12 protein-coding genes are annotated in these 12,616 nt (G+C 65.1%); 1 reads left to right on the top strand and 11 read right to left on the bottom strand.

What is annotated here, in order from left to right; translation table 11 throughout:
* Positions 1–3 precede the first annotated feature (3 nt).
* Positions 4–1,014 carry a UDP-glucose 4-epimerase GalE gene (galE, locus tag EJE94_RS07150; protein ID WP_121242495.1) on the top strand — a complete coding sequence of 337 codons (1,011 nt, stop codon included), beginning with the start codon at positions 4–6 and terminating at the stop codon, positions 1,012–1,014.
* A 50-nt stretch (positions 1,015–1,064) separates the two neighbouring features.
* Here the strand turns inward: galE and EJE94_RS07145 are convergent, their stop codons facing one another.
* From EJE94_RS07145 to EJE94_RS07095, 11 genes are all read right to left on the bottom strand, one after another.
* Entirely contained in the window at positions 1,065–2,768 is a 1,704-nt protein-coding gene (locus EJE94_RS07145) for a hypothetical protein (protein WP_124962413.1), read from the bottom strand.
* 8 nt (positions 2,769–2,776) lie between these two features.
* Complete coding sequence (locus EJE94_RS07140) at positions 2,777–3,727, bottom strand: glycosyltransferase family 2 protein (protein WP_165904777.1); 951 nt, start codon at positions 3,725–3,727, stop codon at positions 2,777–2,779.
* 67 nt (positions 3,728–3,794) lie between these two features.
* Complete coding sequence (locus EJE94_RS07135) at positions 3,795–4,598, bottom strand: methyltransferase domain-containing protein (RefSeq protein WP_121242501.1); 804 nt, start codon at positions 4,596–4,598, stop codon at positions 3,795–3,797.
* Positions 4,582–5,523 carry a glycosyltransferase family 2 protein gene (locus tag EJE94_RS07130; protein ID WP_243642564.1) on the bottom strand — a complete coding sequence of 314 codons (942 nt, stop codon included), beginning with the start codon at positions 5,521–5,523 and terminating at the stop codon, positions 4,582–4,584. The genes EJE94_RS07135 and EJE94_RS07130 overlap by 17 nt, the downstream gene beginning before the upstream one ends.
* Positions 5,523–6,257: a glycosyltransferase domain-containing protein gene (locus EJE94_RS07125; RefSeq protein WP_165904775.1), complete on the bottom strand. Its 735-nt coding sequence runs from the start codon at positions 6,255–6,257 to the stop codon at positions 5,523–5,525. The genes EJE94_RS07130 and EJE94_RS07125 overlap by 1 nt, the downstream gene beginning before the upstream one ends.
* The gene (locus EJE94_RS07120; RefSeq protein ID WP_121242507.1) at positions 6,254–7,225 is read right to left on the bottom strand and encodes a glycosyltransferase family 2 protein; all 972 of its coding nucleotides are present in this window, start codon (positions 7,223–7,225) and stop codon (positions 6,254–6,256) included. The genes EJE94_RS07125 and EJE94_RS07120 overlap by 4 nt, the downstream gene beginning before the upstream one ends.
* Positions 7,222–8,013 (bottom strand): class I SAM-dependent methyltransferase, encoded by a 792-nt coding sequence (locus tag EJE94_RS07115; RefSeq protein ID WP_207855804.1) that lies wholly within the window; start codon positions 8,011–8,013, stop codon positions 7,222–7,224. The genes EJE94_RS07120 and EJE94_RS07115 overlap by 4 nt, the downstream gene beginning before the upstream one ends.
* Positions 8,014–8,186: 173 nt before the next feature.
* Positions 8,187–9,440, bottom strand: a complete 1,254-nt coding sequence (locus EJE94_RS07110) for a lipid II flippase MurJ (RefSeq protein WP_165904773.1) — start codon at positions 9,438–9,440, stop codon at positions 8,187–8,189.
* Positions 9,441–9,504: 64 nt separating this feature from the next.
* Positions 9,505–10,653: a glycosyltransferase family 2 protein gene (locus tag EJE94_RS07105; protein WP_121242513.1), complete on the bottom strand. Its 1,149-nt coding sequence runs from the start codon at positions 10,651–10,653 to the stop codon at positions 9,505–9,507.
* Entirely contained in the window at positions 10,650–12,209 is a 1,560-nt protein-coding gene (locus tag EJE94_RS07100; protein ID WP_121242515.1) for an NAD(P)/FAD-dependent oxidoreductase, read from the bottom strand. The genes EJE94_RS07105 and EJE94_RS07100 overlap by 4 nt, the downstream gene beginning before the upstream one ends.
* A 6-nt stretch (positions 12,210–12,215) precedes the next feature.
* The gene (locus EJE94_RS07095) at positions 12,216–12,614 is read right to left on the bottom strand and encodes a GtrA family protein (protein ID WP_121242517.1); all 399 of its coding nucleotides are present in this window, start codon (positions 12,612–12,614) and stop codon (positions 12,216–12,218) included.
* Positions 12,615–12,616 lie beyond the last annotated feature (2 nt).

The raw sequence follows: 12,616 nt of genomic DNA, 5'->3' as shown, positions 1-12,616 counted from the left end.
GACATGAAAATTCTTGTTACCGGCGGCGCCGGCTTCATCGGCTCGCATGCCTGCACGACGCTCGCCGAGGCCGGCCACGATCTGATCATCGTCGACAACCTCAGCAACAGTCGGGCGGACGTCGTGGACCGCCTCAAGGCCCTGACCGGTCGGGACATCGCGTTCCGCGAGGGTGACATTCGCGACGGAGCCCTGCTCGATCGCATCCTTGCCGACCAGGCGATTGAGGCCGTCATGCACTTCGCCGGACTCAAGGCGGTCGGCGAGTCCGTCTCCCGGCCGCTGGCCTATTACGACAACAATGTTCGCGGCACGCTCGAACTGCTCGGCGCCATGCGTCGCGCGGATGTACGGACCCTCGTGTTCTCCTCGTCGGCCACCGTCTATGGCGATCCGGCGGAAGTTCCGGTCACGGAGAACTCCCCGCGCTCCGCCACCAGCCCCTATGCGCGCAGCAAGCTCTTCATCGAAGATACGCTTTCCGACCTGCATGCCGCCGAGCCGGATTGGCGCATTGCATGCCTGCGCTACTTCAATCCGGTCGGGGCACACGAAAGCGGTCTGATCGGCGAGTCGCCCCAAGGCATTCCAAACAACCTGATGCCCTATGTCGCGCAAGTCGCGGCCGGGATGCGCCCGTACGTCAGCGTCTTTGGCGGCGATTATCCGACGCCCGACGGGACCGGCGTCCGCGACTACATCCATGTCATGGACCTCGCCGAAGGCCATCTGGCCGCGCTCAACTACCTCGGTCGCGAAGGCGGTCTGGTCACGGTCAATCTCGGTACCGGGCGCGGATACTCGGTTCTCGAGGTGATCGGCACCTTCGCCGCGGCAAGCACCAGGCCGGTTCCGCATCGCATGGTTGCCCGCCGGCCGGGCGATGTTGCCCGTTATTGGGCAACTGCGGATCTGGCACAACGCCTGCTCGGCTGGCAGGCACGACGCGACCTGCATACCATGTGCGCCGATGCCTGGCGCTGGCAACAGACCGTTCTGGCCAACGCATCTTAGTCAAGCCGCGGCGACTGGGGAGCCGCCGAGGCCACGTATCAGACGTCCGATCAGCAGGGTGACGGCTTCGATGTGGTAACCGATGGCTGCCGGGACTTGTCGCCGGGAACAGCGAACGTCCAGCCATGCCAGCCATCCGCATAAATGCAGCCGCCGGGAAGAAGCTTTTCCGCCACATCGATATCGACGTCCTTGCCGCGACTGGCGAACACCCAGGGCTGCGTCCGTAGCCACGGATCGTTCTGGACGAGGTCACGCGAATAGTATCCCTTGCCGACAAACACGATGGCCGGGCGGTCTTTCGGGTATGGCGGCAGTTGCGCCAGGTGATCGTTCATGAACGTGCCTATCTGCCAGGCGCGCAATCCGGTCGCCAGCAGCAGGCTCAACAAAGCCGCCTTGGCGACCAGCGGCAACAATGTTGCGTCGCGATTGCCTTGCGCTGGAGTGCTGCACATCCATGCGGCCGCGAGCACCGGCAGCACGCCGAAGGCCGAATGGCTATAGCGATCGCCCCAACCGTGTCCTTGCGTGACCGGCACGAGGAAATAGCCGAGAATCGTCAGCAGCAGGGATGCGCCCATCAGTTTCAGCAGCGGATTCCGCAAGCGATTCGCCGCCAGCACGGCCATGAAAAGGAGGAACGGCGCACTCCACAGCCAGAGCTTCACCAGGCTCGCGAGCCTCCGGCTCAGAGTGATCTCGTCGGGGAAGTGGAATGGACGCGTGAGCCCGATCGCCACCCGTACGAGCCATGGCCATTGCTCGGCCTGGGCCCCTGACGTCACGGTCGCCTGACCAAGCTGTCGCAGCGCGCCGAGGGTGGCGATCCAGCCCACGCCGAGCAGCAGCAGCAAGGGCATATAGCCGAGCGCGAGAAGCAGCGCGTTTCGCATCCCGCCGTCGCGACGAAATACCAGCCAGGCGAGCCATGGCAGGGAAAACAGGAGATGGGGGTAGGGATTGTGAAGGACGAGGGCGAAGGAGCCGACGACCCCGGCCAGGAAGACTCGTCCCGGCGACGGACGAAGCAGCAGCCAGACGAAGATCAGGTTGAACAGCAGGTGGGCCGGCATCGAATAGAAGGAAATGCCGTTGAGGGTGAACGCCGGCGACGCGAGCGCCAGGAGAATGGCCCAGCCGCGGGCGCTCTCCTGTCCCACGACCTCGCGTGCCAACTGGCCGGCCAACAACACGGACGCGGCGACGATCAGCGGGTTGCAGGCCCAGGGAATTCCCAGCCAGACGAAAGGGGCGAGCAGCAGCGCGAATCCCGGCCAGTAGGCCGACGCCAGATCTCCGGTCACACGGTTCACGGCAAAGAAGTGCCCCTGGAATTCGTCCGGAAGCACCCAGTCCATCAACTGCGGTGGCACGCGGCCGGCGAGGCTGCCGTTGGCGAATACCGCGGCCTGGAACGATGCCGCGTATTCATCCATCGACAGCGGATGGCTGTGATACAGATAGCGGCTTCCAATGCTCAGAAGAAGCCAGACCATTCCCGCGATCAGCCAGTGGTAGCGGGCCACTGCCAGCGCAATCGCGGTTGGATCGAGGGCGACGCGCTTCGACAGCGGCAGCAGCGCAAGCAGAAAAAGCAGCCCGATGGCCCCTGCCAGGTCGTGGCGATACAGCAAGCGATGGAATATCGGCCCGTCCGGCTCCGCGAACCAGTAGATGTAGGCCATCGCGGCCAGCGTGATGATGACGCTGGCCCGCAGAAAATCGCGACAGCCGTGTTCAGCAACCGACATCGCGCCGCCTACTCGAGCCGTCCCTGTCGCCCGGCCAGCCCGTCCAGCAGACCGCGCAACATGTACCGAATGTTCGCCATGCGCGACGGGACGAAGACAGCATGGAAGGCAAACCTCAGCAGCAGACGGAATCCGTCGACCAGTTTCCAGTTCAGGGCAATCCAGGGCTGGCGATAAAGCCAGAGCGGGTTGCGTATCTGATAGTAGTGCCGCAGCGGACTGTGCAGCGGCACGGACAGGCCGAGGAAATTCATGCGCCGGTCTCCCAGTGAATGACTGAGGCGCGCCGCCGGGACGCCGTACGACGCGAAGCCCTTCCACCGCGCGCGCAGACCCCACTCGATGTCGACATAGTCTATGAACATCGGGCCTGCCATCGGGCCGATGGCGGCCCAACTCTCCCGGGAAATCAGCGAACCCGAGGTGATCAGGAAGTCTGCTTCGACAGGTGTCGACGGCGTCGGCGCTTCGACCCGACGCAACCACAAGCCCTTGGTCGCCACGAACGGGGAAACATGGCCGGACCGCGGATCGAGGTACCGGGGCCCCACGGTCGCCACGCGGCGACCCTGACTCTCCAGGCGACGGCATGCGGACATCAACTGCGTTGTCATGTCCTCCGCCGGCAGGCTGTCCTGGTCGAACAACATCACGTGGGACGCGCCGGACGCGAACGCCGCCTCGATGCCACGGTTCAGGGCGTCAGCAACCCCACGGTTCCCGCCCATATCGAGACAACGGGCAAAACCTGGGGGAAGCTCGAGAAGGCACGCGTTGGCCACGCCATCGGAACCGTTGTCCGCGACCACCAATCCGTCGACTTGCGGCAGCAGGGAATCGACCAGGCGACGCAAGGCCACCGGATCCGGATGGAAGGTGACGATGATCGCCACGACGCGATCGTCCGGGCGCTCATGCGCGACATCGCAGGCCGTGGCGGAATGCGGGGGCGTGGCCACGATGCCTACTCAGCAAAAAGCTCGAAGCGTCTGCCGGGCCGGATCGACGCCATTGCAGCGATCCGCATCAGAGCTTGCGCAATGCCGCATGCATGTCCAGCCGGTCGGCATCGAAATGCACCAGTTGGTACGACAACCTGCCGGCGAAAAAGTCCAGGAACTGTCGGAACGAATCCGCCGTGAAGGTATGTGCATGGATGCTTCCCTGCTGCCGCCAACACGACTCGATGTGGGCATCGGAGGTATCCCGCACCAGCCCGTCCTCCCCATTCGTATTGACTATGTAGTCCCGGTAATGATCCATGGTGATCGACGCGGCATCGCTTTCGAACTCGTCGACGAAATGCTCGAGCGGGGTGACCTCGCGCCGACGGTCGAAGCAGAAGCGCTTGTCGGGAACGATCATGTAGACGATGCCCCCCGGACGCACGATCCTGAGCCATTCCTCGATCTGGCGCGGCGGATTGCAGGTGTGCTCGAGGACATGGCTGCTCACCACGAAATCGAATGCATTGTCGTCGATGAACGGATACCGGCTGCCGGGGGCGACCAGATGTACCTGCCCGATATGCGACACCCGCTCGTCGTTCCGGTAGATCTCGCGCAGCTCTGTCGTCTTCCGCACATCGAGATACAGGACACTGGCGACGAGTGGCAAGCGCTTGTGCAGGGACCCGATCTCGACTCCGGTCCCCCGGCAAAGCTGCACCGCCTTCCCGGCGAAGTACAGGCTGTGCCGGCCTACCGGGGAACGGCGCGACCTCGTCCCCGCATCGCCGAACAGGCGTTCCGACAGCAGAACGCGGCCATAGCGAACATGGGCCGCGGCAAGGCGGCCCGCAAAACGAAAGATGTCAGATAGCGTCATCATGTCCTGGCCTTGCCAATCTTCCGAGCGATGCTGCGACGAGCAGCCCAAGGTACCCAAGCGTGCTCTGGTGGAACACGCCGGAACGAATCAGCTCGACGCCGCGCCGCAGGCCGCGCGCCTTGCGCATCGCGCGGAAGCGGGCCAGCGTGGCCCGGGCCGCGTCACCGAGCTGGCTTTCCATGCCGCTCAACGCCACCAGATTCTCGTCCAGCCAGCCGCCATAGGTCCCGTCCGCAAGCAATTTCGAGCGATGCCGCCAAGCCCGCCACCCACCCCAGGGGCCCAGCGCATTTTCACCGTGCAGGCGGTAGCTTACACGCGGCACCGGATCGAATCGCACCTCGCCGCCACAGCCGGCGACGAGCAGGTACGCCCACCAATCGTGAAAGGGCACCCCGACCGCACCCGCCCCGGCGACGAGCCTGCGGGCGGCCTCGTTGAACACCATCGTGTTGCCGCTGGCGATGTTCTGAACCAGCGCGTTGCGGAAATCGGGCGGTCGCCGCCAATCCGGGGATGCGCCGAGGCGGGTTCCGTTCTCATCCACCAGTGCCGTTCGCGAACAATAGAGGGCCGGGCGATCGCCCGCAACGGTCGCCAGCCAGCCCACCGCGTGCGACAGCTTGTCGTCATGCCACACGTCGTCCTGGTCGCAGAACGCCCAGAATGACGCATCGAATCCGGGGTTCTCCAGCATGGAAAGAAAGTTGCGTGCGAAACCCAGACGTGGGCCGGCACGAACCTCCACCCTTCCCGGCCACGCCGCCGCGAAGGAATTCAGAATTTCGAGCGTGGCATCGACGGAACCGTCGTCGGACGCGAGCAGGCGCCAGTCGGCGCCGCTCTGACGGGCAACCGAATCCAGCTGCTCGCCCAGAAAGCGCGCGCCGTTGCACGTGCCGAGGACCACGCCGACGCGCGGCATCACCGCCCCAGCTCCATCAGCAGGCGATTGAAGATGCGCAGGAACCATTGTCGCGCCGGCACCGACCGATGCTTGTGGAGCGGCGTCATGGCGAAATGCTCCCGGTCGAATCGCGCGTCGCTGCGCCCGAGGTCGACGACATCGACCCCCTGCTTCCACAGCGCATAGGGCAGGGAGAGCTGGTCCCGACGTATGCCCGAGCGGTATTCGCTCCACCACAGCTCCATGGCGGCGATCAGCGTCGGATCGTGATGCCGCCGCATCAGCACGTTCGCCTCGACCAGCGCGACCGCGGGCGGCAATCCCTCCGCCGCGTAGCGGCGCATCAGGCGGCGGAAGCGCCAGAGGAAATCGTAGCCGAGCAGGGCGCACTCGTCCGCCTCGTCCGCCAGGCGGCTGCGGAAGGGATGCCGGTACATCGCCAGGCATCCCCGACGCAAGGCATCCTCGGCAAGCGCCACGATGCCGTCGAGGGCACGGACATTGGCGTCCACATAGACACTGGCGTCGTGATCCGGAAAGAGGCGATGCGGATGCATCTTGACGTAGCGGCTGGCAAGGCTGCCGTCATCCTGGAACTCGGGCAACGGCCGCAGCTGCCACCGCTTGGCATCCGCCAACGGCTGGTCGGTGAAGCAGAAATAGTCGGCCCCCGCTTCCGCAACCGCCGGCTGCAGCAAATCGTCGTAGTTGCCGGCGATGCAGGTGTAGATGGCGATCCGCCGCTGCGTCATCGCGGCCTCCGCGAGCGCGGCGCCACCGCGGCGATGCCGAGGCGCAGCAGGCAGCGCGGATCGAGCAGCAGGCGCCATGCCGTCGGCCGCTGCTCGCGCCACAGCACGGCGAGATACCGCCAGGCCGCCCCTGCTCCCGCACTGGCAAGCACGTCCGAAAAGCCGAGATAGGCGAAATAGGACATCGTCAGTGCCTGCACCCTCGCCGCCTCACTGCGGGGCAATCCCGCCTGCACCGCCTCCACGAAGATGGCCGGCCAGATCTGCAGATTGCTTGCGCGCGCACGCCAGTCGGCCACGCGGCTGGCGTTGGCCTCCCCGGCACGCCAGGCACCGACGATCCTGTCGACGAAGGCCACACGCCCATGTAAGGCAAGGCGGTAGAGCGATTCCCAGTCGCCGCTGATCAGGTCCATCCGGTAAAAGCCCAGTTCCATTGCCGGGGCCCGGCGATAGAGGGTCGTCATGTGCGGCAAGTGATACGAAACCGCCGGGAGGCCGCGCACGAGGTCGAGGCCATCCAGCCAGGGTGCCTCGGGAATTCGGGTCACGTCCACGATGAGGCCGTTCCGCTCGACCGTGCGGCGGGCCGAGACCATGACGACGGCGCTGTCGGACAGCGCGACCGCCATCGCGGCGCTCACGAACCCGGGATCGGTGTAGCGATCGTCTCCATCGAGATTGACCACCCACTCGCCCGTTGCCAAATCGTAGAGCGTGTTGCGGTAGTTGGCGACGCGGCCGAGATTCTCGCGGTTGCGGTGGTAGCGCAGACGCGGATTGCTGCGCCCCGCCACCACCTCGCACGTGTTGTCGGGCGAGGCATCGTCGGCGACGATCACTTCCAGGTTCGGATAGTCCTGCGCCAGGGCACTATCGATCGCCTGGAGCACCATGTCGGCCTGACCATAGGTAGGGATCATGATCGTGACCTTCGGCCAATCCCTGCCCGGCGTACCCGTACTCATGAGCCCTTGCCGTCCCTTCTCGCCAGGACCGTCATGCGTCCGGTCTGCCCCATGGCGGCGAGCAGCCACGCGATGGGATAAAGGATCAATGCCCACCGGCCGGCACGTTGCGGATAGCTGCGAAACATCCTGCTCAGGGCGAGTGGCGCCCCCCAGTCCTCCAACTTGTGGCCGATGCTTCCCATCAGATTGTTCAGCACCCGCTGGTGGTAGACATGTTCGACCCGCCATCCGCTCCGTTCCAGGAGCATCGTTATCGTCCGGGGCGTGAAATGGTACAGATGAGTTGGCAATTGAAGGGCGTAGCCGGCGCCCTTGAACAAGCGGAACTCCAGGGCCCCGGCATCGGGCAAGGATATCGCGAGCCAGCCCCCCGGGCGTGTCCAGCGGGCGAGCGTACCCAGGGTATTCATTGGATCATGAAGATGTTCGACGACCATCCAGCCGGCAATCAGATCGTAAGCGTGGGCCGGTTCCGGCGCCGCCGCGACCGTTCCGGCGAAGACGTCGTAGCCGGCGCCGCGGGCCGCCGCTGCGGCGGCGGGCGAGAATTCGATGCCACTTACCGTCCAGCCGACCGAGGCCATCTGCGCCAGAAACGACCCGCTGGCGCAGCCAACTTCCAGCATGCGCCCGGGTGGCAGGTCGGGTACCACATTGGTATTGAACCGGAATATGCGACGCAGCAACGGGTCAAGCACCTTCTGCCGGCGCGTCGGCACCTGGCTGCCGCCCGGAATCCGGCTGCCGATGTAGGGGCCGTAGTCATCGGGATAGTAGGCGCCCATCGCCTCCGCAGTAGGACGGGGGTCGGTCCGGATCAGTCCGCAATTGCGGCACCGGACGACCGGGAATTCACCCGGAACTCCGTGCAGCCGATCGCGCCCGACAAACAGCAATTCGTCGTCCGGCGGACAGCCGAACGGACATGGCCGGGATTCAGTCGTGCAATGCATCCCGGCTATCGCGTCCCGACCTTGTTGCGCAACCTGGCTGGAAGCAATCCGGCCAGAAAAAGGGTATTGACGGCGAAATAGCCGCTTGCAGCCAGTGCGACCCCGATGGCGCCGAATGACTGGAAGGCGAAATACTTGACTGCGACGAACAACGTGAAGCTTGCCATGCTCAGATAGGTCGGTGTCCTGGTATCGCCCAGTGCATAGTAGGCCCCTGCCACGAGCACGCCAACACAGCCGAACAGCAGGACTCCGCCCGAAGCCACCATGAGTTGCCACAGCGTAGCGATATCGCCCGCCGATGTCTTGCCGTGGCCGAGCAGCAATGCCAAAGCGGGCTGGCCGGCGATCAACAGCAGGATGTAGCAGGCGCCACCCACCAGGGCGAGAATCGCCAGCCGGCGGCGATACAGCCCGACAAAACCCGGCATATCTCCGCGCTTGGCGCATACGGCGAGATCGGGTATCGCCGTATTGCCCCATACCTTGCCGAAAAGGCCCGCTGCCGCGCCGTGGAACTGCTGCGCCAGGGCGAACAAGGTCATGTCGCCGGCACCGGCCATGGAGAGAAGATAGCGGTCGATCACGACATCGCTCTTGTGGTAGATGTTCCCCGCCAGAAGGGGCCTGATCCGCTTCCAGGCTTGGGACGCATTGCGGGCGGCCGAGCCCATTTGCCGAGGACGCCCGAGCGCGGGCAGCAACAGGAGCATCTGGAAAAGCGCGGTCAGTGTGACCGTCCACGCTGCGGCCACGATGCCGTGAATCGGCAGCGAGAAATAGAGGATCCCGGCGGAAGTCCCGACGACGAGCAGGGTGATGGCTTCGACCCGAACGAACTGGCCGCGCGCATAACACACCGCGACGAGAACCGAATTCATCGCCGCGAATGCCATGGAAAAAACCTGGATGCGGGCGAGGTCCGCGCAAAAACGGGCAGCGTCTGCGGAAAAGCCCGGGAACAGCCACCCTGCCCAGGAATCCGCCGTCAGGCTCAACAACGCTGCGGCAGCCAAAAAAATGGCACCGACGGCAAGTAGCAGAAACCAGCCATCGCTGCTCTGCTGCTCTCCGGACTCGCCGGCCAGCATCGGCACCAGAACGCTACCCAATACGGCCGAAGCCATGCCGGCCAGCATCTGCGGCAGCGTCGCCGCCGCCATGAAGGCATCGGTGGCGCTGCCCGGGCCGATTCGCGCGAGAACGACCAGCTGCACGAGGAAGGCCGCCGCCAAGTTCAGCGCCGCCAGCGGCAGCAACAGTCCCCCCGCCCCAGGCATCTTTGCTACTGAACGACGGCCCATCGCGCCCGGCACGAAATATTCACTTTCCTTCGTCGCGAATCATGTTGAACAGGAACGCCGCGAAAACGACATTGATTCCGAGCACCATGAAGGTCGAGGCGACAAAGGCGGAATGCACCGTATCCGACATGTCGCCGAAGCGACGGGAGACCCATTCGGAAAATATCCACGCGTCGACTATCAGTCCGCAAAAGAACATGGCTCCCCCAAGGACGATACCCCGCTCCAGCGTGAATTGCTGCAGCAAGCGTCCGAACAGCGATTCCGGACGTATCGGATTTCGCTTCGCATTGACCAGGCGAGCCACCAGGCCGAAGGCCGTGACATTCGTTCCGAGCAGGGCCAGGAGGCTGGCCAGCGCCAGGAAATGGATGCCCAGCCGAAAGCCGCCGCCGATGGTCGCCGGGCCGGTTGCGAGCAGCATCATGCCGGCCACTCCAAGCACCGACATGATCATCCCGGGGGCGAGGTAAAGGACGTCGGGTGCATAGGTCAGCATGAAGCGCAGATGCCGCCAGCCATCGCGGAATGAGCGCAGGTGCGGCGGACGATCGCGCTTGTCGGGATACAGGCGGGTCGGGATCTCGGCGATGCGCAGGCCGGCATGGGCGGCATTGACCACCATCTCCGTGGCGAACTCCATGCCCGAGGTGCGCGGCTGGATGCGCTCAAAGGCATCGCGCCGGAAAGCGCGCATGCCGCAATGGAAGTCGCCGATCGGGATGCGATACATCCATCGCGCGAGGGTCGAGAGCACGGGGTTGCCGAAATAGCGGTGCAGCGGCGGCATCGCTCCCGGCTCGATGCCGCCCTTGAAGCGATTGCCCATGACCAGGTCGTAGCCCGCATCGACCTGGCGCACGAAATCCCCGAGCGCCGCCCAGTCGTAGGAATCGTCCGCATCGGCCATGACCACGATACGACCGCGCGCCGCCGCGATCCCCGCCGTCAGGGCCGCACCGTAGCCCTTGCGCGCCTCGTGCACGACGCGGGCGCCGAGCGCCGCGGCGATCTCGACCGAGCGGTCGGTCGAGCCGTTGTCGGCGACGACGACCTCGCCGACGATGCCCAGGGCGCGGAACGCCCCCTGCGCCTTCTCGATGCAGGCGCCGAGGGTGCGTTCCTCGTTGAGGCAGGGCATCACGGCCGATACGGCGATTTCGCTCATCGCGGCGCCTTCGCCTCCTCGTGATATTCGTCGTCGATGTTGACGGCCCAGAGCGCCGCCTTGTCCCGGCTGCCGGCGAGGATATGCTCCACCGCCAGCCGCGCGGTCAGCATCGAGTGGTCCTGGTTGTTGTAGCGGTGCATGCCGTTGCGCCCGACGAGCCAGAGATTGTCGAGCCCGTCGAGCCACTGTCGCACACGCGGGAACTGTTCGTAAGCGCCGAAATAGGCCGGGTAGGTCTTCGGCACGCGGATCACCGTGCCGTCGAGTACATCGACGCTGTCAATCATGCCGATCTTCTCCAGTTCGCCCGCGGCGAAACGCAGCATTTCCGCATCGGGCCGGCACCAGAGGTCATCACCCTCCTGGCAGAAATACTCGAGGCCGAGCCAGATGCGATCGGCATCCGCGACCAGGTCGGGGCTCCAGTTGTTGAATACCTGCAACCGGCCGATGCGGACATCGGGTTCCTGCACGTAGATCCAGTTGTCCGGGGGCATGTGGTTCGGATTCACGCTGCGCGCCTGGTGGTTGGTCTTCATGCGCGACACCAACAGCCCGACGGTGATGAAATCGCGGTAGGGCAATGCCGCCGCGATGGCGGCGACATCCGCCGGCGCCGCGGGTTGCATGCCGGCGACGAGATCCTTGACCGGCATGGTCGAGATCACATGTTCCGCGGCAAGCTCCAGCGTCTCGCCATTCTCGTGAGCCGCGACGACGGCCGCCACCCGGTTCGAGTCGTGGCGGACACCGACGACCCGCCAGCCGAAGCGGATCTCGCCGCCCTGCTCGGCGACCCGCCGCGCCACCTCCTGCCATAGCTGTCCGGGCCCGAGCCGCGGATAGAGGAAATGCTCGATGAGGCTGGTCCGCGTTTCGCGGTGCTGCCTGCCCTTGCGCAACGCGTGGCGGATGGCCTCGACGACCGACAGCCCCTTGATGCGCTGAGCCCCCCACTCGGCGCTGATTTGCGCGCAGGGCACGCCCCAGACCTTCTCCGTGTAGTCCCGGAAGAAGGTCCGGTACAACTCGGCACCGAAGCGATTGACCAGAAAGTCCTCCAGCGTCCGTTCCGGCGTTCGGCGGAACGCCAGCGCCCACGCATAGCTCAGCCCGATGCGCGCAAGGCGCACGAGGCCGAGATTGCGCAGCGTATTGCCATTGATCTTGATCGGATAGTCGAAATACTTGCGCAGGAAATAGATGCGCGAAAGGCGGTTGCGCACCAGCATGACCAGTCCGTCCGCACGCGCCGCCGTGTCGCCAGCGCTGACTTTTCTGCGCTTGCCCTGATAGGCGATCTCGACCTCGCCGTCGGCCGCCGGCGGCAGGATCTCGCGCCACCAGTCCATCACCCAGTCCGACTTGGAAAAGAAACGGTGGCCGCCGATGTCCATGCGGTTGCCCTTGTACTCCACGGTACGGGAAATCCCGCCCACATCCCGTGAAGCCTCCAGCACCAGCGGCCGCATGCGGCCGTCGCGTACCAGTTCCAGCGCTGCAGTCAGGCCGGCCGGACCGGCGCCGATGATGACGACCAGGGGCTTGTCCACGACCGCCTACGTCCTGAACAGCGCGAACTTGCGCGCCGCGTAATTGAAGACGAAGGTCGCGACTGCGGCGGCGGCCTTGCCGATCAGCAGGGCCACGCCGAGAAAATCGACCATGAGGAATATCACCAGATTGTTCAAGCCGAGGCCGATGGCGCCGATCAGGACATAGGCGATGAATTCGGTGCGCGGTCGTCGCGCGAAGCGGCGCTGCGCGAACGCCCAGCGCGTCGCCAGGTAATAGCTGACCGCGGCGCCGACCACGAAACCGAGCGTCGCAGCCCACAGGTAATGAACGAACCAGGCCGCGACCATCAGCACACCGACGTCCGTCGCCAGGGCGATGAGGCTGACGGCGAAGTAGCGACCGAACTCCGCCACCGGCGGGCGATACGCGCTTGCCTGCATCG

Origin of the sequence: Sulfurisoma sediminicola, assembly GCF_003865015.1 — a bacterium.
Classification (GTDB): Bacteria; Pseudomonadota; Gammaproteobacteria; order Burkholderiales; family Rhodocyclaceae; genus Sulfurisoma; species Sulfurisoma sediminicola.
The sequence above is the reverse complement of the archived record's forward strand: the minus strand, read 5'-3'. Positions and strand labels throughout refer to the sequence as shown.